Raw genomic sequence first — 21,405 nt, 5'->3', positions numbered from 1 at the left:
TGGTTTATGGTGCGCAGCGCACTGACTTGGTGCGCCAAATTGGTGGGTGAAGAGGCCTTACAGGGTGCTTATTTCTGCGGATTTAACTGCATAATATTATCTGCTGATTGGTTCTTTTTTTGTTGTCTGTGTTTTTCTATTAATAATGACAGTGGGTCTGCACTCCAGTTAATGGAAGGATTGCTGCATGCCATTTCTAAGCGTTTTATTTCATATAACAATTCGGCTTTCTCCGAAGCACTTAAGTTACTGTATTGTACCAGTTGAGTAAGTCGCGTTAGCGTTGGAAACTCACTTTGTGCAAAGTTTAAGAGCGCTTGATAAGTCAGCTGTGCATTTCGTTTTTTGAGTGCCTCTTGCAAACTTAAATAGGCGTTATCCAAGGGCGCTGGTACTTGGGCGGTTGCTTTTAATACCTGAGAACGTCGAAATGAGAGGTGGTAAAAAAACAGTAGAATAAGTGCGAGCAGTAATAAAATTGCAGCAATTTGCCAGTAGATTAGGCTTGGGTTATCAACCACGACAGCTTCAGGAAGCTGCTTTTCGGGAATGATCGGCGTCGCGGGAGAGGGCATGGGGACATCTTTTTGACTCTTTTCGGCGGCTAATATAGTGATTTTTTGTGCGGGTAAAACCGCAAATTCTTGTTTATCTGTTTGACTATTCCACCAAGGCAGTTTTATTTCCGGCAGAGTAAGATCTCCCGCCTGATTGGCGATAATCGCATGGCGTAGGCTGCGGACCCCATAGGTCAATCCGTTGGCTTGTCCCTCTTTTACTTGATCTTGGTCGGGATAGAAACGTAATGATTTAGGGTAGTTAAATTTTATTGTGGGCAGTTTATCGGAATCGACTGAAGCGACTTGCAGAGTGATATTACGGGTGATCGGTTCACCCACATGATAAGTTTGCTGGTTTAATGCTGGCTCTTCAAACAGGCGCACATCTTCACTAATCAACCACTCTCCTTGATAGGTTGCCGGTTTTGCTTTTATCTCGACATCTAAACTGTCGCCTCGAATATTGATTGGTTTAGCAATTATTCGATTATGCCAATCACTTACGCTCACAACTTCCCGCAAGCTCCCCCTGAGTAATGGTGAGCTTATTGTAAATTGACCCGCTTGCTTGGCATTTATCTCAAACTGCCTTGTAATTGTCTGATAACGTATGCCGTTGCGGATAGTCTGGCCTTTTTTATCTTGCCCATAAACCTTAATATCAGCTCCTGCTAATTCCGGTGCAAGCAGTGCTAATTCGTTCGCTTCTTGTGAGATAAATAATTGCGTGGTTAATATAAGTTGTTGACCGAGATAAGCGCTGCTTTTATCTAATCTATTTTCCATAAAGACTTGATTATCCGGCGTCTTTGTTGCTTTATCTGAAGCATTTTTGACTGATATTGTTATCGCTTTGGTTATCAGTGTCCCCAGTTTTAATGGGGGAATGGTTAACTCGCCGATGCTCTTAGGCTGCAGCGTTATTTGCCATTGTGTGTGCTGGCTAAACTCTCCATTGATATACTTACTGCTGCGGTTTTGTGATGGCCGATAAACGGTAAAGTCTTGCTCTAATGGTCGAGTGTCTAATTGAAAGTCTGAATCACTGTCGTTGAGATCGATGGTTAATATAAATTGATCTCCTAATGATACCTGATTATCACTCACTGAAGCTTGGATCTCGGATGTTGCCCAAGCGTTTGATATTAAAAAAAGTGATATAAATAGGGCTATAACGCTTGTTTTTTTTATTTGCATCACCAGATATCTCCGTTATTTTCTTGCTTGACAGGTTGGGATTGTGCTCTTTTTTGATATTCTAGACGCATTTTATTACGCAATAATAAAGAGGGATCATCAGGCATGTTTTTTAACCAGTTAGGTAAGTTTTCTAACTCTTGGTTGCCTTGTTCCATTTTTTGACGTTTAGCTGCTTGTTTTTCTTTTTCAGTTTGTTGATCGCTTTTCTGTTGCTCGGCTTTCTGTTGCTCGCTTTTTTGCTGATCGCTTTTCTGCTGCTCGCTTTTCTGCTGATCGCTTTTCTGCTGATCGCTTTTCTGCTGCTCGCTTTTCTGCTGCTCGCTTTTCTGCTGCTCGCTTTTCTGCTGATCGCTTTTCTGTTGCTCGCTTTTCTGCTGCTCGCTTTTCTGCTGCTCGCTTTTCTGCTGCTCGCTTTTCTGCTGCTCGCTTTTCTGTTGCTCGCTTTTCTGCTGCTCGCTTTTCTGCTGCTCGCTTTTCTGCTGCTCGCTTTTCTGCTGATCGTTTTTTTGTTGTTGCTGCTTTTTCAGTTCTTCAATTAATGTTTTATTTTCTTGTGCCGCTTGCAAATCAGGATTGATACTCAGTGCCTGTTGGTATGCTTGTAACGCTTTATCGAACTCCTGTAATTGTGCATAAGCATTACCCTGATTATAAAAAGCGTTGGCATTATTGGGATGGTTAACGGTTGCTTGGGTGAATTCATCAAGTGACTGTTGATACTGTTTGTTTTTGTATAAAGCGCTACCTTTTGCAAGTGGGGTCTGATAGAGATCAGTTGCTACTTTATAGTTTTTATCTTGGTATGCCTGAAAAGCATTTTGTTGTTGGTTTTTCCAAATCGATGCCTGCACATTATGGCTGGAAAAAGGCATGATCACACCTAATACAAGTATGTAAAAAATACCTTTTCTAAACAGTAATAAGAATAGTGGCAGCAGTAAATACGCCAACCAATAACCATCATCTATTGCAAACTGCTTCTGCCCCGATTGCCCACTCTCTTTTTTTTGCGCATTTTTTAGAGTAAAAAAAGTGGCTAATTGTTCTATATCATGACTGTTATTACTGTATGTTAAAAACAGTCCATTACTAGCCTGAGTGATAGTGTATAAAGGTTGCGTATTTAGTCTGGGTAGGACAATTTCACCTTGTTTATTTTTAAGCAAACTGCCATCGTTTAATTTTATCGGCGCCCCCTGCACGGTCGCCATCGCTAAAACAGACACGACCCAGTCGCTGCCTTTTAACCGTTTTAGCATTTTTTGTGACGTTTGCTGATCAATGTCATCAGTGATAAAGACAATATGGCCCTTTGTATAACCAGCGTTTTCTAGCAAAGCGATCGCTTTTTCTAATGCGAGATCCGTGCGCGCACCTGTTACTGGCATTATCTCTGGCGAAAGCTGTGGAATATGGTTGATAATGGCATTACCATCGCGAGTTAAAGGAGATATCGTAAAAGCATCTCCTGCGTAGGCGATCAGTGCTTTTTCACCTTCACTCCATTTTTTTATAAGATCAATCGCTTTGTATTTTGCCAAGCTTAAGCGGTTCGGCTTGATATCTGTTGCATACATAGAATAAGAAAGATCCAAGGCAATAATCTGTGCTTTTTCCATCTCATAAACAGGCTGCTCTAAGCTGCGCCAGCTTGGTCCCGCTAATGTAATGCAAGCAATAATCGCGAGTAGATTAAAAGTGATTTTCTGCGTTTTTAGGTTATCTGGGGAGCTAACTAAGTGCTTACTTAAATGCGCTGCTATTAAATGTTGTGGGGTATCTTTTTTAGACCTTTGATGGCGCAATATTGCAAATAAAAAAACAACGATTAATCCCAATAACCACAGAGGTCGTAAAAATTCTAAGGGGAGAAAAATGCTTTCAGGCATCATAATTACCTCTTAATTTGGCCGAGAGGGCAAACATAAATAGCAGCATAATAGCCGTCGCTAATGGCCAGTAAAAAAGATTTTTTTCGGGGCGAAACTCTAAAAAGTCGCTATCAATAGGCTCTAATTGGTCTATTTTTTGGTAGATATTTTGCAGCTCTTGTTGGTTTCTAGCTCGGAAATATTGACCACCTGTGAGTTTAGCAATTTCCTGCAACGTCTTTTCATCGAGATCGGCTGAGGGATTAATACGTTGGCGGCCAAATATGGTACGTTGAACCATTTCATCTGCTCCAATCCCAATAGTGTATATAGTAATATTGTTTTTTGCGGCTTGTTTGGCTGCTTTGATTGGATCTAGTGTACCTTCAGTATTCATCCCGTCGGTGAGGAGGATTAAAACGCGCTGCTCATTTTTATTTTCCACAAACCCTTTAATCGCCATCGCAATTGATTCGCCAATTGCCGTACCGCGGCCGACCAATCCTATTACTGTTTCATCAACCATTTGCGAGATGGTTTTTAGATCAAAAGTTAGCGGTGTTTGCAGGTAGGCGTGATCTGCAAATAAAATAAGCCCTAAGCGATCTCCATGACGTTTTTCGATAAAGGTTTTTAAGAGATCTTTTACTAAGGTTAAACGATTTACTCCCTGTCCGTTTAAGGACATATCTTCGACTTCCATACTGCCGGAAAGATCCAGTGATAAAACTAAGTCACGGCTTTTCTGCTGCAGACGAATGGGCTCTCCAAAGTAGATCGGTTTGGCTAATGCGCTTAATAATAAAAGCCAAACTAGCCAGGGGATAAATACCTTAAGTGAATGCTTTTGTCGCTTTGATTGCTGCCCTGTTAGACCTTGCGCTAATGGGATCCAAATTTGTGTGTAGTCACGTTTCTTGGCGGTTAAGAAATAACGAACTATAAGTGGCAAGGGGAGCAGTAAAAATAGCCATAAATAAACAAATTCAAACATTTTTATTGCTCTCTTTTTGTTGTTTTTTGATCTGTTTAGGAAGTTCTATTATCCACGCTTTTGCCTGTGTAATATCTTCCGCTGAGCAGAGTTGCTCGACGTTATTGTAAAGTCGAGCAATAAAAGTTGCTTGCTTTCCAAAAATGGGGCGCGCTGAGTAAGACTGTAAAAAATCAAACCATAATGGACCATGCAGAGAGGCTACCTGATGGCGAGGGAAATAGACTAATGCCACTCCTTTAAGCAGCTGATTCAATTCAATGAAATTAGCGTTACTCTCTTTTAAATGTTGCAGTTCTAATAATGGTCGCTGTTGTGTTAATTGCATTTTTTTTAAATTTCTAAATAAATAGAATGTAGCAATAAGTAAAATAATAACAGCCAGCGACAAAAACCAGTAGATGGGAGCAGGGGGCCACCAACTGGGCGCTATTGGTGCTATTATATCGTTTAGTTTGTCGAGTGGGTTTTGATTAGCGAGCGGGGACATGGAACTGCTCCATTAATGGTATCGACGCAGACAACTGATAAAGGGGGATTCCCTGTTTAGTAAATAACTTATGCACATTTATTTGGCGTTCGTTAGCGTCATTTTGGTATTGTTGTAACGCGCCTTTTTGTTTAAAGAATCCACTGCCATAGAGGCTATTTATTTTCAATCTCGCTTGCAGCGCTTCTTGGGGTAAAACGCGTTCAAGCGGATCGCTAATTTGCCAAGCATTGAGTTGATTATGACGGCGCATCTGTGCGATCAATTTTTGGCAATTTTGATCGAGTTGTGAAAAATCGCTAATAAGGTGAATTTGACTGCCTGTTTGTACTAAACAGGAAAGACGTTTAAGCTGCGTAAATAAGGATTGTGTGCTGTTTACCGGTTTTAAAGGCTGTGATTTACATAAGCGTTCACTTTGGTGGAAAAAAGTCATTAATCCTTTGCTTCTACCTGTCGGTTTTAACTCGGCAACCTCTTCTTGGTTAAAGATAATGCCACCCAAACGATCATTACGCTGCTTTGCTTGCCAGCTAAGTAATGCGGCAAGATGGCAAGCCTGTACTGATTTAAAAACAAACTGGCTACCAAAAATCATACTGTCGGAAAGATCTAATAAGATAAAAACTGGGCGTTCTTTTTCTTCCTGAAACAATTTGGTATGCGCTTTACCTGTGCGCGCGGTGACGGCCCAGTCAATAGTGCGTATATCATCACCAGCTTGATAACGGCGTACTTCAGCAAACTCCATGCCGCGGCCTTTAATTTTAGCCAGATAGTTACCGGCAAGTTGTCGATGGGCCGCGCTGGCCGCTGGATGCAGATGCAGTTTTGCATGCGGCTTATAACTGAGTAATTCTTGCAGGCTAATATTCGTCCCGGTGATATAGGGGGTATTAGCAAAGATTATGGGCTTAGTTATACTCATTAGGCTGGGATCGCTACCTGATTGACAATCTCTTGAATAACACGGTTGGCATTGATCCCTTGTGCCTCCGCTTCATAACTCAAAATAAGGCGGTGACGCAGCACTGGATAGAGATTGCTAATAATATCGTCAGGCATCACATAATCACGATTATCAAGCCATGCCCGAGCTTTTGCCGTGCGCATTAAGGCTAGCGTTGCACGCGGACTGGCGCCGTAACTTATCCATTCCTTTAATTGTGCGCCATAGCGTTGTGGCTGCCGTGTCGCGATAATAAGATCAATCAGATACTGCTCTAAATGCGGTGCAATCTTAATCGTCATTATTTCTTTACGGATAGCAAATATTTGTTCATTTAATAAGGGAGTTACTTCGGCAATAGTCTCTTTTAAAATCTCTTTATGATTGAGATGTAAGATCTCTTTTTCCGTTGCTGCATCGGGATAATCTAATTCGAGATGCATAATAAAGCGGTCTAATTGCGCTTCCGGCAATGGATAAGTGCCTTCCTGCTCGATTGGATTTTGTGTCGCCATCACTAAAAAAAGTTCCGGTAACGGGTACGTTTTTTTACCGACGGTAATTTGATGCTCGGCCATCGCTTCTAATAAAGCGGATTGTACTTTAGCAGGGGCGCGATTTATTTCATCAGCAAGAATTAAATTATGAAATAGTGGGCCTTTTTCGAAAATAAATTCACCCGTCTCTTGACGAAAAATGTCAGTGCCAGTCAAATCTGATGGTAACAGATCAGGCGTAAATTGAATGCGATGAAAATCCCCTTCGATACCCTTTGAAAGTGCATTAATCGCGCGGGTTTTTGCCAGTCCCGGTGGGCTTTCAACGAGAATATGGCCATCAGCCAGTAAAGCAATCAATAGGCCATCTACCAATTCGCTTTGTCCTAAAATCATTTTATTAAGGTAAGTTCGTAATGCGTCAAGTTGTTGTTTTGCCATGTTTATAATCTGCTTGAATTAAGATAAGTAAAAATATACTGCTAATAATAGTCAACTTCAAGGCATAAAAGTTCCCTGATAAGGTGGAAATTAATTTATCTGCAAAACGTATTTTTCTGCATTAACCTTGAGAGCTGTGCATGTTTTATGATTTTGCACATGTTTTTTGGGACGTTTTTACGTATCATTAACATTAGCGCAACTAAGTATGAGCCAATACAATAAGCAAATTAAAATTTTTTATTCGCTATACACATTATTTGCCCATACAAACTTTTTTTATTGCAGGACTTATCGCTGTTGTTGTTTTAAGCTTATTTTTACAAAACAGCAATTAAAGATTAATAACGAAGATTGCAGGGCAAAGCCAATCTAGGTTTCCTGTGCGCGGTTAATTGCGCTTTTTATGGTGAGATGTTTACTATGCAGATTTATATTATGCGTCACGGTCAAGCTGAAATGATGGCAGAGTCAGATGAAAAAAGAGAATTAACTTTGCTTGGCCGCTTAGAGTCTGAAAAAATGGCCGCGTATTTAGCGCAATGTCATCTTTGTTTTGATGCGGTATTGGTTAGTCCTTATTTGCGAGCCCAGCAAACGTGGGATTCTGTACGACCATTTCTCCCTGAGGTAAAGAATGTGCAAACGGTGAAATATTTAACACCAAGTGGCAGTGCGCATAAAACAGTGAATAAAGTTTTGGCGTTACAAGCTGCGGGAGTGGATAAATTATTAATTGTTTCTCATCTACCATTAGTGGGGTATATCGTTGGTGAACTGGCCCCCGCGGCTGGAGTTCCCGCATTTTCCACCTCTACTGTCGGGCATGTTGAGATCGATTCAAGTGGTTTTGGTTGTCTGCATAGCCTAACAACCGTTTCTCAGTTAAAAGAAATATAGCCAGTGCCGAGTGAGTGGTGCTGCACTGTTATACTAGACCCAACAATTAAGCGCAATCAGCTACCCACTGTATTATTATCGATCTGATTTTAGAGGGGAACATTCTTTAGCATTAACTTATTCGTTAGGCTGGGCATTGAAAATATTCCATCTCGTTTGTCAGTATTTTTCTCTATTTTGCCTACCACTTCAAATATTCATCATAATAACCGCCTTTTTTTAAGTTTATAGGTGATGAATCCAGTTCTGTTGTCATAGAATACTTAATCTATTTTTGCAAGGAAGCTATATGAATTATACAATTTCAAAAATGACGCTGGCAATGGCGCTGGCACTAAATTTAGCAGCTTGTGGCGGTGGTGGTGACAGCGGTGACGGCGGTGGCGGTGTGGTACCAATTGTAGACTGTCAAATTGAGCATTCAACATTGGCTTGTTACCAAGGCAATGAAGCTGTTGCTGCTGATTGTGGCTTGATCACTTATCAAGTGATGGTGGAATCTTTTGTCGATGGCGACACGAATATCGGCTACGGAACCGGTTATGGTGATAGCCACCATGAAGGCGATCTGCAAGGCGTGATAGACTCTCTTGATTATATTAAAGGTTTAGGTGTTAACGCTATTTGGTTAACGCCGATCTTCCAATCTACTGCTATTTCGGGGCAGGACGATTGGACTGATCGTTTAGATGCAACGGGTTATTTTGCTAGTGATTATTTTAAAATTGATACTAATTTTGGCGATATGGCGAAAGCAAAAGAACTCGTTGATGCAGCTCATGCTAAAGGGTTATATGTGTTTTTTGATGGCGTTTTTGGTCATCACAAGAGTAATGTAGCCGCTTCTCCTAATGGATTAACACCGCAAGGAGGTGATAATCCAGTCGATTATCCGGGCAGTTTGGCGTTTTATAAAGAAGTGGCAACGTACTGGATCAATGAGCTTAAAATTGACGGATGGCGTTTAGACCAAGCATACCAAGTTCCGGCTGCACAGTGGACTGAACTGCGCGAAGCTGTTGAAGCCGCTTCGGCGAGTGTGACTTACACCGACGCACAGGGTAAAACAGTCAATCCGTTAGGTTATATGGTCGGAGAAATTTGGAAAGGTCAGAATGATATCGCTACGCAAGGATATTGTTCTGATGAGTCTCCTGCCCTGCATTCTAACTTTGACTTCCCTATGCGCTATAGCGTGGTGCAAACTTTTGCTGTGGAAGAAAGCGGTGCTGGTGGACGCCCTGCAACAACATTGAACAGCGGTTATATGAGCCATCTTTCTTATCCCGCTCACGCGATGCCAAATCTAATGCTAGGCAATCACGATTTAGTGCGTTTTGGTGATCTGCTACAACGTGGTGATATTGCTAATCCTGTCGATGCAGAATACTGGGAAAGGCATAAAGGGGCATTTAGTTTTATGGCCGCTTATTCTGGTCCTATCACGCTTTATTATGGTGAAGAGATCGGTGATGAATTACCGGGCTTTGCGGATAATGAAAGTCCATGTGATGCGACTTTAGGACGTTGTGACGATCATGTTGCACGCACTAGTGCGAAAGTTGAAGGTGTAACAGGCATTACATTAAGCAGTAAGCAAACCGAGCTAAAAGCTTATGTTGCCGATTTAATGGCGATGAGGACTGCTAACCCAGCATTATTTAATGGTGAACGTACTCATATCTACTCAGACAATGATATTTATATTGATCATAAAAGTGCTAAAGATAATAATGTGCTTTATCTGATTAATATTAGTGATAGCAATGTAACTCATGAGTTAACGGGTCTAAGTATCGGTAGCGATGGCGATCTAACGGATCTGTTAACGGGTGACGTACACAAAATAGCGGGTGGTATTTATACATTAACATTAGCGCCATTTGAGGCTCAATTTTTGAATATAGAGTCACCTTTAGCTGATGGACCACAATCACCAACAGGCGATGCGATTGTCGGAAACGGTTTTATGGCATCTTGCACTAATCCAAACTCTTCAGAAAGTGCTCCGCTTACTAGTGATATGTTTATTCGTGGTACTTATGACGGTGGCGCTGGTTTTGATGCAACACCAACGTCACGCCAGTTTAGCTACAAAGGCCAGAATACTTATCAGGTTGTGGTTAATGAAGCAAGCACCACCTCTTATGGTTTTAAGTTTGCCGCGAGTGATTGGTCTGTTGAATTTGCGGTTGCTGGCAGTGCGCCAGTTATTCTGGCTACAGAGCAGGGCTTAGCTCCAGCGGTAGGCCCCGGTACTGAGTCTTCTATCGCGATTCCAGAAGTAGGGGATTATGTGTTTAGCTTTAGTGTTAATGACGACGGTTCAGCAAACAAAATGATGGTCAGTAAATGTGCTGATTAGCGTTAAATATAAACGCTAACAGTATGACAAAAAATGGGCTGCTCAGTTAAATGACCAGTCCATTTTTTATTCCCTCTGCGATTTAAAAGTATAGAAATAACAACCTCCTCGTAGATTCAGTTATAATCACGGCTTAACTCTCTTACGGGAAAAGCACTTTGCCAGCAAAAAAAAAATTTGATCCTGTCTGCACTTACTCCTTAAATGAATCTATCCCTCATTCTCAGATTAAAATAGCGACGTTTAACCTCTTTAATTATCTCGAGCCGCCTTTCGCCTATTATGATTTTGAGCGTATTTACAGTGCGTTGCAGTGGACTAAAAAGCAGCGCTGGATTGGTGATTATTTGGATGAATTTCAACCGGACGTGATCGGTTTTCAGGAGGTATTTAGCCCCGAGTCATTATCCACTTTGCTTTTGAAGCATGGATATCGCTATTTTGCTGTAGTGGATCAGGCCGAAGTTACTGATGATTTTATCTGCAGGAGTCCGGTGGTGGCGCTCGCTTCGCGCTATCCGATTAAAGAGGTGCAAGCTGTGACTGCCGATGCTGATTTGGCTATTGCTATGGGATTGAAGGGAGATTTCTCCTTTAGCCGTAAAGTGATTCGGGCAACGGTTGAACTTCCGCATATTGGCGATTGTGATTGTTACGTAGTGCATTTTAAATCTAAGCGACCAATGCTTGAACATGTCAAAAATGACCAGTTTTCATCGGAAAAAAACATTATTGAATCTTTAAAATGTCAGGTGGTGGGGGGCTGGGGATCGACCATACAACGCGGATCAGAAGCGGCTCTGTTATTAGTGAATATGATAAGCCGACGAGAGAAGAGCGGCCTGCCGATGATATTGATGGGGGATTTTAATAATACCTTAGCGGATGGGGTATTAACGCATTTAATCACCGACTCTCTGCGTTTTGTTTCGAAATACGATAGCGAAGCTTTTGTTGCTAAATATTGTTTAAAAGACGCATGGGATCTCTATCTGGCAACTGATAACGACACACAGCACATCACCCGTAAAGCGACCCATTACTTTGGTGAAAGCAGTTCTGTGCTCGATTATATTTTATTCTCCTGTGAGTTTGATGCCTGTCACCAATCGAGTGTTTTTGAATTAGCGGCCTACCACACTTACGATAGGCATCTTATCAACCCGATCTTTGATCGTGATGGGGAAAGCACAGATCATGCAATTGTATCTGTGACACTGGAATTACGCAGCTAGCGTTAAGAAAAGCAAAAACTACCAATAATAAGATATTTGATAGTTTAAGCAGGCTAAAAAAGAATGCCTTGACTGGCTTATAAACGCACACCTTCAACATGTAATTCCATATCGACATAACTTGAACTGCCCATAACAGGAATTGCAAAATCTGCTAGCTGTAAACGTGTTGTACCTTGAAAACCGGCCCGGTATCCTCCCCACGGATCCTTACCTTCGCCAATAAAGTGTGCGTCAATAGTGATTGCTTTAGTGACACCATGTAGCGTTAAGTCACCGCTAATTGTTAAGCCGCCATCGGCTTTGGGGCTTGCTGTCGTACTCACAAATTTTGCTGTTGAAAATTTACTCGCGTTAATAAAATCGCCGCTTTTTATATGTTTATCTCGCTCTGCATGATTTGAATCTAAGCTGCTTGTATCCACGTTGACGGTTACTTTAGAAGCGCTAATATTTTTCGGATCAAAGCTAAATTTTCCGTCAAAGGTATTAAAACGACCTTGGATAAAGCTGTAGCCTAAGTGGCTCACTTTGAAATTGATTGAAGCGTGTGCGCCTTTAGTATCTATAATGTAATCGGCTGCATTGGCAAATGTGGGTATCAACATCGCCGCGACTAAGGTTGCTGGTAAAAGTAATTTTTTCATTAATAAATCCTTATGGTTATTTAAAGCGGAGCATCTTGTTGAGCGTATTGTCTTTGTTAATAAAGTGGTGCTTTAATGCGGCAAGCGCATGAACGGTCGATAATGTTATTAGGGTTACCGCAAGGTAGAAATGGATAACGCCGGCAATATCTTCTTGATTGTCAAAAAAAGAGCCGAAACCAGGCACTAAAAACCAATTGAACAACTCGATAGGGCGTCCATCTGCAGTCGAAATCATATAGCCGGAAATGAAAATGCAGAACAGGATAAGGTAGATCGCTGCATGTGCTAATTTTGCGCTTTGGATTTCCCATTTTTTCCCCTCAATGGGCGGTGCTGTTGTGATTATTTTCCAAATAAGCCTGAACAGAGTCAGCGCCAGTAAACACAAACCAATCGATTTATGCCAGTAAGGAGCAATTTTATACCATTGGTTATAATAGGTGAGATCAACCATCCATAAGCCTAATAGGAATAGAGCAACAATCAATAGGGCTGAAGTCCAATGCAGGAATTTGGCGCTGCTATTATATTGTTTTACCACTTTTGACATTTGATCACCTTTTTGATTTGACAAAAAAAACATTTTTGCGAGTTAATTGTAGGTGATATTTTTGAGAAGCCAATAGACAGAAACAGAATGGTTTGTTCAAATATTTTGATGATTTAAATGCATTGTTGGCCTACCTTGGAGGATAGGCGATGAAATTGTGGTTTTTTACTGTGCTTCAGGGAAAGTGATTTGCTGTTTGGATTCAAGCCAAGTGGGATATTCTTTCATTATGGACTGAAACAGCGTGGAGTCGATAAAATTGGCCAACCAGATTTTTATCCTTGGGTAGGGCGCTTGTGAAAACCACGCTTTATCGACGGCGGAAAACTGACGTATAAAGGGCAATATAGCCATATCAGCAAGGCTGATTCTGTCACCAAATAGATAAGCGTTATTCCTAAGTTGGTGCTCAAGTTGGGTTAAAAACTCTTCTGCATTATCCCGGTAATAAAGAGGGGAGTGCTCTGGGTAACGGTCCGCATATTTATATTTATCGAGCCAGCCTTTAAATTCAAAATCATTTTCATCAATCAAGCTTAACATCTCAGATAAGTTGCCCTGTAGCCACCCGTCCGGATCGGAGCCTTCCAGTGCCCATGCCATAATATCTAAACTTTCATCAAGCACAGTGCCGTCAGCTAACTGTAAAACGGGAACCGTGCCTTTAGCAGAGACTGCCAGCATTGTTTGTGGTTTTGCTTTTAAAGAAATTTCTCGCAGTTCAACCAATTGTTGGCTATAGGCGATCGCTAAACGTGCTCGCATCGCATAAGGGCAGCGACGAAATGAATAAAAGAGGTGATTCATGAGTGATCCTAAGCAAATATTTTATATAAAGTAACGCTTACTGTCTGTGTTCGCAAGTGTTGCGCTTTTTTTTGTATTGTGTGTCGCTATAATCAAATTCTTACTTTTTTACCATTAATAGGTAGACAAATGAATGAATGAATCATTTCGATGGGACACGTATTTTGTTACCGGAGTTAAAGAGGTTGACGAGCAGCATCTTTATTTGGTCGGCTTAATCAATCAATTTGGTCACTTATTGGCTAAAAACAAATTATCTTTGGAAGATATTGAAAGCGTTTATCAAGAACTGCAAGATTATACGGTTTATCATTTTCAGGAAGAGGAAAAGATAATGGAAACCGCGGGTATAGACCCACGTTTTTACGGGCAGCATATTAAAGTACATGCAGATTTTTTATTAAAAATAACCGAGATGCATAGTGAGATATCAGTTGAAAATCCAGCAGGATCAATTCATCTTTTAGAGTTTTTGACCCATTGGCTGGTGTACCATATTTTAGGTATGGACCAAAATATGGCTAGGCAACTTACTGCCATTCAAAATGGCAGCAGTGCAGCGCAAGCATTTGAGGCAGAGAGTACAGAAGTTGATAGTGCGACCGAAGCGTTATTAAGCTCTTTAAGTAGTTTGTTTCAGCAGGTCTCTGAGGGTAATAAAGAGTTGCACCTATTAAATCAAACGTTGGAAATAAAAGTAGCACAGCGAACACAAGCACTGGAGGAGGCCAATCAACATCTTGAGCAACTTGCGATAACTGATATGTTAACTAACCTGCCTAATCGTCGTTATGCTATCACTCATCTAACGCTCTTATGGGAGAAAGCACTGCAGAATAATAGACCACTCTCCTGCTTGATGATTGATGCAGACCATTTTAAAGTGGTTAATGATACTTACGGGCATGATGCGGGTGATGATGTATTAATCGCACTGAGCCAGCAACTGCAACAAACATTACGTAATGACGATATTGTCTGCCGTTTAGGCGGGGATGAATTTCTGGTTATTTGTGAAAATACCGACATTGTTGGCGCTAAGCATATTGCCCAGCTACTGCTTGATGCTATGGGCGAGCTTAACGTACGCGTTGGGGAAGGTCATTGGGCAGGAAGCGTCAGCATTGGTGTGGCAAGTAAACAAGATAATATGCAGCAAATGGAAGCGTTAATTAAAATGGCAGATCAAGGTGTTTATTTAGCAAAAAAAGCCGGAAAAAATTGCGCTAAAAGTATTACTTAAGCAGTTTCAGAGCTCTTTTAATTCTCAATAGGCCTGCTCTAATATGGATGCACAGGTTAAATTTAGTTACGCTTGCAATTTCTTAGGAACAAAAGATTATTCATAAATAGCCGCGATTATGACAGGCATTGTTCGCTAAGCTATTTTGTTTGTCTATTGTTTAGCCATTTTTACAGCAAACGGTGCGTAGGCGCATAGTTTTCTTGTCTCTCTTTGCTTTGACTACTATTCGATGTTATTTTTATTTTTTTCGCCATTAACTCAAGTCACTTGAGGATAGTCACTTTCAGCAAGATGACTGATAAAGCATCTTGGGGTGGCATGGCTATATAAATGGCAGCATAACAAATTAAGGAATAACATTTTGCAAGGAATAGTGGATTTTTTAAATGGAATTATTTGGAGTCCCGCGCTAATTTATTTATGTTTAGCCGCGGGTCTTTTTTACTCGATGCAAACACGCTTTGTACAAGTTCGATTATTTCGTGAGATGTATCAGTTATTACTTTCGGGTAAAAAATCAGAACATGGTATCTCCTCTTTTCAGGCATTAGCGGTGTCATTATCGGGGCGCGTGGGTACGGGAAATATTGCGGGTGTAGCTGCTGCGATCGGGTTCGGCGGACCTGGTGCTGTATTTTGGATGTGGATGGTGGCATTTCTTGGCGCCGCCACAGCCTATATAGAATCTACATTGGCACAAATTTACAAAGAGGTAGATCAGGGGCAATACCGCGGTGGACCTGCATATTATATTGAAAAAATAACCGGACAAAAATGGTATGCCATTTTATTTGCACTGGCGACTATTTTAGCCTGTGGTCTGCTCATGCCGGGGGTTCAGTCAAACAGCATTGGTAATGCCGTTGAGTTGACTTTTGGCACGGGTGATATGATCAATACCGGTATTGGCATGATCAGCTCAACTAAAATAGCCACCGCATCTGTGATTGTTTTAATCTTAGGCTTTATTATTTTTGGTGGTGTAAAGCGTATTGCAATTTTTGCTCAATTTGTTGTGCCATTTATGGCCTTGGCCTATATGATTGTCGCCTGCATAATTATAGCGCTCAATATTACTGAGTTGCCAAATGTGTTTATGATGATCTTGAGTGATGCATTTACACCGATTGCGGGAATGGGGGCAGCGATTGGATGGGGAGTTAAGCGAGGTATTTACTCTAATGAGGCAGGCCAAGGTACTGGGCCACATGCCGCCGCCGCTGCAGAAGTTGAACATCCTGCACAACAAGGCTTGGTACAGGCATTCTCTGTGTATATTGATACGTTGTTTGTGTGTAGTGCAACTGCATTTGTGATCTTAATCACCGGCGCTTATAACGTGCATGGTCTCGGTGAAACATTTTTAATACAGAATGTTTCTGCTGATATTGCAGCTAATAGCCCCGCTTACACGCAAATAGCCGTTGAAGGTGTGCTTCCTGGGGTCGGCAAACCATTCATCGCTTTGGCGTTATTCTTTTTCTCGTTTACGACAATTTTGGCTTATTACTACATAGCTGAAACTAATGTGGCTTATATTCGCCGTACCCTAAAATTACCGAACTTTACGTTCATTCTTAAGGTTGCGCTGATGCTGGCAACCTTTTATGGCACGATTAAGGCAGCTAATCTCGCATGGGGGCTGGGAGATATAGGTGTTGGCTTGATGGCTTGGTTAAATATTGTTGGTCTATTAATCATCTTCTTTATGGGGCGACCTGCTATTAAAGCCTTAAAAGATTACGAACTGCAGCGCAAAGCGCGTAAAGAGGTATATACATTTGATCCACTCAAATTAGGTATTAAGAATGCTGATTTTTGGGAACATAAGCATAAAGTTAATAACATTGATGTTGAAGATGATGAGCAAGATTTGATAAAGAGATAAAATTAATTGGTCGTCGTGGATAGACAAACGCCACGCTAAACGTGGGCTATTAAGTCAAACTGTGGCTACTCACTAAGGTGAATAGCCTTTTTTGTTCCTGTAGCCCAATAAAAACGATATAAAGTCAGTGTTTTTTAGGTGAAAATCACACGAGGAACCATTTTTATTCAATTACTTACTGTCATTTTTTTGAATTTTTATTAATCATATCCACAGAATATGAAACATTTTTTCTAAAGGTATAGGTTATTAGAAAATAGAATGCTTGTATTACTCATAGGGTGATAAAGATACCAATGATTGCTATGCACTATTCAATAGTTTTACTGGCATTATTTTTTAATGATCACGACTGATTTTATTATATGTTAAGACTTCCTATTAATGGAGCTTAGTAATTGTAATATCTTGATTATAATGAATTATCGTGCTAATTTTAATCAACGGTGGCGTATCGCTGCTCTACTTTAGTAAATCAACAAAATATTTTTCACTTTAGCTAGTTCAGTTTTGACTAGCGTCTTAAGCTTTTGCATTAAGACAACACCAAGGCCTCTGGCTTCGCTCCGCCCGCGAGCGACCGTAGCGAAAGTAGCGCTAAAGCGCCATGATATGCCTAGCCGCAATCAAGATCAGGTAAATGTGAATGAATAGATTTGTTAAGTAGCTGGATTTGGTTGTAACCTATTGTATGGGTAGGCTAGGTATATATTATTTTGGAATGATCTCGGATGTCATATAAATACGACTTTGGTAAACGGTCGAAACGCTCTATAGGTAGTATTGCTAAATTGATAGCGGTATTAGATATTACACAAAAAGAGTTAGACATTGTTAATTTACTAACTGAAACACAAAAATACAAAAAAAAGGAAACCGTTAAATCTGACGGAACTGTTCGTGTTGTTTACAATCCAGATAAAACTTTACGAAAAATTCAAAGAAGAATAAATAAAAGAATTTTTAACCAACGTGGTAATAAGGGGGGATTGATATCTTGGCCTAATTACATATATGGTTCAATTCCGAATACCCCCCAATATAATTCAAATCAAAAAAACTTAGATTTTTCAAAAGACTATGTTGCATGTGCAGCTAACCACTGTGGCTCTAAAAGTTTATTAAAAATGGATATAAGTGACTTTTTTGATAACATTCATTCGGTTCATGTTAAAAGTGTTTTTACTGATCTGTTAAAAATACCCGATGATGTTTCAGATTTACTTACTGCGTTGTGTTGTTTGAAAGGAAATGTTGTACAAGGAGCCTTAACATCAAGTTACATCGCAAGCGCTGTATTATTTGACGTTGAAGGTGATGTTGTCAGGCGGTTGCATTTTAAAGGCCTCACGTATACTCGCTTAGTAGATGATATTACTGTTTCTAGTCAAAAATTGAATTATGAATTTACATTTGCCCAGAATCTCATAGCAGATATGCTGTCAAAAAAAGATTTACCGATAAACTTAAATAAAACAATAATTTCCAACTGCTCTACAGAAGAATTAATCGTACATGGACTTCGAGTTAACTTTAAAGAACCAAGACTACCATCAAGTGAGGTTTCTAGAATTAGAGCTTCAGTTAAGCATTTAGAGTTATTGTCACAAGACTCAATATATCGTGTTAGTCGTGATTACCGGAAAAGTTATGACAGATGTCTAGGTAGAGTTAATAAACTAGGCAGGTTAGGGCATAAACAACATGCAACTCTCCTGACTCGGGTATTAAGAATTTGGCCTTTGCCTAATAAAAAAGACATAAATCTTGCAAGTAATTTAATTAAGAAACTTGAGGGTTGGCACCTAACAACAAAGGCAGATGAATATTGGTATTATCGATTATGTAACAAAGCGCATTCAGAACTTAACATACTTCAAAGAAGCTATAGTAAAACAGCTTTATCTTTAAGAAAAAGATTAAAAAATATCACTCCTAATCGAGAAGATTACCTATGAATACTGGATATGAAGAAGTTCACATTCTTTTAAAATACATAAAGATTTATTTATGGGCATCCTTGGTATTAGTTATATTATTTGTAATATTCTTACTTGGAAAAGAAGGTCTCTACAGTCTGTCATTTTGTATTAGTTTTCAATGTATTGACACTGTTTTTGTCGCCATAGTTAGCGTTATTTCATTAATTGAACTATTAATAAAAATTTTAGTCGCCTCTGTTACAATTTTTGGTGTTTATCATGCCTTAAATAATTATCTCAGTAGCATTGATGCATCTAGATCTAATATACATTTAACACACTTGAATACATTCAAGCATTATCTAATATCTGAAGTAGAAGCTCATGACCGATTGAAAATTAAAAGCTTTAATACTTTTAAGTGGTATAACATAGCGTTCCCTTTATCCAGTAAAGGTAAACTAGATATAGGTGATGATTATAAAAATTGGATTGATGATCTTAATTCTCAAGTTGAAAATTCCAATAATATGATTAATGGAACTACTCCCAAAGGCTTTGATTATAAAGAACACCAAACTAGAATAATTTTAGTATTAACTAAAGTTGGTATCAAATTACCACGATTACCGAGAAATGACTTTTACGAACTTGAAGGCGAGATATTTCATTTGATAAATAAAATTAATCAAGAGTACTGTTTTCTTAATAAAAATATTTTTAAGCGTGACTATATTTAAAAATATTTTTATTAAGCTTTGAACGGACGGTATGATTAATTAGTTACTAGTTTCAATATTGGTATTAAAGAATGAATTCACGATTGAAGCTAAAATTTAAAATATCTTGGGCGCTACAAACTTTATCTACTATACCTACGCGCTGTGCCGGTGTCGTAGGCTCATCTTTACTTCTCTTCTGTTTTAGAGACTTTTCATTAGTGCGACAAAAATTATTATAAACACGCATTATTTCGATTAGTTTACACATCCACGTAGGGTTATAGCCTGCGTATGCATTCCAGCGTTTTGAGTTTGTTGCACTAGTAACCGGCCTTTCAAGCATGTTTACTAGTCTACGTAATACTTGAAACCAGTTATCTACGCCATTCAGCGATGTAGACTGTAATATCATTGATGCTTGCTCTATTGAATCCTCATTAATGCCAGTCAACGGCTGTACGGCCACATAACGAGAATTTGGATTGGGGTTAATTAGCCATTCTGAACGTTTACCTGGTTGTGTTACAGGCCTATCAAACTGTGTTTTCCACATACGTTGCCACAGTTGCTTTTCTGATTCATCAGGATATTCAGCTTGTAGAGCTAATGCTCTTGTTTTTAACTCTTCAGTCATCCCTGCATCTAATAAATTTGCCCCACCACTTTTATCTGTTGTTAAAATGTAAGCATAGAGCTTATCTTGAGTGATCAAATCTTGAAATACAGATGGAAAACCAAGCTTAAAACCACTGTCGTTATCCAGAAAATAGATAAAACGAGGACAATCAATAAGCAAGCCTTTAACCTTTTCAAAGTGAGCTAACGTGCTATACGTTTGATGAACTAAAAGTCCTTTACGTGGGATTTGCAATGGTACATTAATAAAGTTGTTGTCTGTTGGTGATTCAACTTCATCATCCGATAAAATGTATTGAGCAAATCGCCTGTAGTAACGAGGTTTATCACCTTCTTTTTTTCGCTTGTATTCACTCTTGATATAGTTTGAATCGGATGTAGAGTCGAAATTCACAGTCGATGCCAGTACATAACCAGACAAGTTATCTACAGTTGATGTATTAACAATTCTAGATGGCATAGGTGTATGCGTATCATTCCAATTAGACAAATAGTATTGGCGATCACAGCTCAATACAGGAGAAACTTCAGCGAAACGACTCTTTAAAGTAACTTCGTGAAACCGGCTAAACAATAAAGACTGTTGATAAAAGAAATCTATCTTGTCGTATACCGTTTGCGGATTCAGACCAAGTAAGTCAGTCTGCCTGTTGACGATGCCTTTATTTACGAATGCTAAATACAGTTGCTCATTTATATCTCTACGATAATGTTTTTGTTGAGGATCGAGCACTACTGAAAAATTCTTACCGCATGATTTACACTGAAAGCGCTGTGAGCCATGCATTAATTGCATCTCAACCTTAGTTTTTGGCTTACTATTATTTCTCCCTTTCTCAACTATAGGAATAGCCCAACTTCTTGTTTTTCTAGTAAAGCCATTTTTTTTATAGATGCTAGGGTAGCTATAAATACCCTTACCCACATTGCAGCAATCTTTTGAGCGATTAGTACATGAAGGTTCGTTGGGTACGCCAATAGAATCAATACGAATGGACTCTTGGACATGAGCTCTATTGTTAATCATCGTGAAGCTTTCATTGCATAGCTGACATGTCAATAAATATGATGAAACACGTTTGCTATAAGTAAGTTTATATTTATTCCCTAACCCTCTATTAGGTGTTCTATCTGGTTTTAAACGTGGATTTTTCGCGGCCACACCAAAATTGCAGCAATCTGCATTTTTACAAAAGTTAAGTTGCACCATCATACCTGTTACTGGATGTTTGTAGGCACGAGGTATGGTGTTAGCTTTAGGTTCTCTATGTTTTACTTGTTGAGGAGTATGTTTAAGTGGTTCACTTGAGCTATCTATTAACTTGAAATACAAAGAAGCAGTTAAGGCTATTAGACGACAATTAACTTGACCGGTCGTATTGCCTCATTAAAAAAACATACTACATTTAAAGATTTGTTACCGCATATGTAAGTAAGAATCAAATGACATAACAGACTAGAAGCCCCTTTAGCAGTATGATA

The 21,405-nt window shown here is 39.6% G+C and carries 17 protein-coding genes; 7 read left to right on the top strand and 10 right to left on the bottom strand.

Translation table 11 applies throughout. The features are described from left to right. Window positions 1-68 precede the first annotated feature (68 nt). From KSO91_RS06790 to KSO91_RS06765, 6 genes are read right to left on the bottom strand one after another with little or no spacing between them, the layout of a single operon-like run. Window positions 69-1,757: a BatD family protein gene (locus KSO91_RS06790; RefSeq protein ID WP_238742237.1), complete on the bottom strand. Its 1,689-nt coding sequence runs from the start codon at window positions 1,755-1,757 to the stop codon at window positions 69-71. Beyond that, complete coding sequence (locus tag KSO91_RS18045) at window positions 1,757-3,652, bottom strand: vWA domain-containing protein (RefSeq protein ID WP_238742206.1); 1,896 nt, start codon at window positions 3,650-3,652, stop codon at window positions 1,757-1,759. Before KSO91_RS18045 ends, KSO91_RS06790 begins: the two co-directional genes overlap by 1 nt. Next, window positions 3,642-4,625, bottom strand: coding sequence for a VWA domain-containing protein (locus KSO91_RS06780; RefSeq protein ID WP_238742205.1), 984 nt, complete (start codon window positions 4,623-4,625; stop codon window positions 3,642-3,644). The genes KSO91_RS18045 and KSO91_RS06780 overlap by 11 nt, the downstream gene beginning before the upstream one ends. Beyond that, window positions 4,618-5,115, bottom strand: coding sequence for a DUF4381 domain-containing protein (locus tag KSO91_RS06775; protein ID WP_238742204.1), 498 nt, complete (start codon window positions 5,113-5,115; stop codon window positions 4,618-4,620). The genes KSO91_RS06780 and KSO91_RS06775 overlap by 8 nt, the downstream gene beginning before the upstream one ends. After that, entirely contained in the window at window positions 5,099-6,043 is a 945-nt protein-coding gene (locus KSO91_RS06770; RefSeq protein ID WP_238742203.1) for a DUF58 domain-containing protein, read from the bottom strand. Before KSO91_RS06770 ends, KSO91_RS06775 begins: the two co-directional genes overlap by 17 nt. Continuing rightward, window positions 6,043-7,002 (bottom strand): AAA family ATPase, encoded by a 960-nt coding sequence (locus tag KSO91_RS06765; RefSeq protein ID WP_238742202.1) that lies wholly within the window; start codon window positions 7,000-7,002, stop codon window positions 6,043-6,045. Before KSO91_RS06765 ends, KSO91_RS06770 begins: the two co-directional genes overlap by 1 nt. A 423-nt stretch (window positions 7,003-7,425) precedes the next feature. Here KSO91_RS06765 and sixA point away from each other — a divergent pair, with 423 nt between their 5' ends. From sixA to KSO91_RS06745, 3 genes are all read left to right on the top strand, one after another. Continuing rightward, on the top strand, window positions 7,426-7,902 hold the full coding sequence (gene sixA / locus KSO91_RS06760; protein WP_238742201.1) for a phosphohistidine phosphatase SixA: 477 nt from the start codon (window positions 7,426-7,428) through the stop codon (window positions 7,900-7,902). Between the two features lie 289 nt (window positions 7,903-8,191). Further along, on the top strand, window positions 8,192-10,267 hold the full coding sequence (locus KSO91_RS06750; RefSeq protein WP_275113929.1) for an alpha-amylase family glycosyl hydrolase: 2,076 nt from the start codon (window positions 8,192-8,194) through the stop codon (window positions 10,265-10,267). Between the two features lie 158 nt (window positions 10,268-10,425). Then, window positions 10,426-11,502, top strand: coding sequence for an endonuclease/exonuclease/phosphatase family protein (locus tag KSO91_RS06745; RefSeq protein ID WP_238742200.1), 1,077 nt, complete (start codon window positions 10,426-10,428; stop codon window positions 11,500-11,502). A 77-nt stretch (window positions 11,503-11,579) separates the two neighbouring features. Here the strand turns inward: KSO91_RS06745 and KSO91_RS06740 are convergent, their stop codons facing one another. From KSO91_RS06740 to KSO91_RS06730, 3 genes are all read right to left on the bottom strand, one after another. Next, complete coding sequence (locus KSO91_RS06740) at window positions 11,580-12,149, bottom strand: YceI family protein (protein WP_238742199.1); 570 nt, start codon at window positions 12,147-12,149, stop codon at window positions 11,580-11,582. 16 nt (window positions 12,150-12,165) lie between these two features. Beyond that, on the bottom strand, window positions 12,166-12,702 hold the full coding sequence (locus KSO91_RS06735) for a cytochrome b (protein WP_238742198.1): 537 nt from the start codon (window positions 12,700-12,702) through the stop codon (window positions 12,166-12,168). A gap of 165 nt (window positions 12,703-12,867) precedes the next feature. Further along, the gene (locus tag KSO91_RS06730; protein WP_238742197.1) at window positions 12,868-13,509 is read right to left on the bottom strand and encodes a glutathione S-transferase; all 642 of its coding nucleotides are present in this window, start codon (window positions 13,507-13,509) and stop codon (window positions 12,868-12,870) included. A 133-nt stretch (window positions 13,510-13,642) separates the two neighbouring features. Between KSO91_RS06730 and KSO91_RS06725 the strand changes: the two genes are divergently transcribed. The 4 genes from KSO91_RS06725 (at window position 13,643) to KSO91_RS06710 (ending at window position 19,305) form a co-directional block, all read left to right on the top strand. Continuing rightward, window positions 13,643-14,752 carry a GGDEF domain-containing protein gene (locus KSO91_RS06725; RefSeq protein WP_238742196.1) on the top strand — a complete coding sequence of 370 codons (1,110 nt, stop codon included), beginning with the start codon at window positions 13,643-13,645 and terminating at the stop codon, window positions 14,750-14,752. A gap of 364 nt (window positions 14,753-15,116) precedes the next feature. Further along, a complete protein-coding gene (locus KSO91_RS06720; RefSeq protein WP_238742195.1) occupies window positions 15,117-16,643 on the top strand; it encodes an alanine/glycine:cation symporter family protein in 1,527 nt (508 codons plus the stop codon). 731 nt (window positions 16,644-17,374) lie between these two features. Next, window positions 17,375-18,601: a reverse transcriptase family protein gene (locus KSO91_RS06715; RefSeq protein WP_238742194.1), complete on the top strand. Its 1,227-nt coding sequence runs from the start codon at window positions 17,375-17,377 to the stop codon at window positions 18,599-18,601. Then, window positions 18,598-19,305, top strand: coding sequence for a retron Ec48 family effector membrane protein (locus tag KSO91_RS06710; RefSeq protein WP_238742193.1), 708 nt, complete (start codon window positions 18,598-18,600; stop codon window positions 19,303-19,305). Before KSO91_RS06715 ends, KSO91_RS06710 begins: the two co-directional genes overlap by 4 nt. Window positions 19,306-19,369: 64 nt before the next feature. Here KSO91_RS06710 and KSO91_RS06705 read toward each other — a convergent pair whose 3' ends face one another. Then, window positions 19,370-21,136: a hypothetical protein gene (locus KSO91_RS06705; RefSeq protein ID WP_238742192.1), complete on the bottom strand. Its 1,767-nt coding sequence runs from the start codon at window positions 21,134-21,136 to the stop codon at window positions 19,370-19,372. Between the last annotated feature and the right edge of the window lie 269 nt (window positions 21,137-21,405).

Source organism: Psychromonas antarctica (genome assembly GCF_022267535.1).
In the GTDB taxonomy this organism is placed as follows: Bacteria; Pseudomonadota; Gammaproteobacteria; order Enterobacterales; family Psychromonadaceae; genus Psychromonas; species Psychromonas antarctica.
Note: the sequence above shows the minus strand (reverse complement) of the source record. Positions and strands in the feature narration are given on the sequence as shown.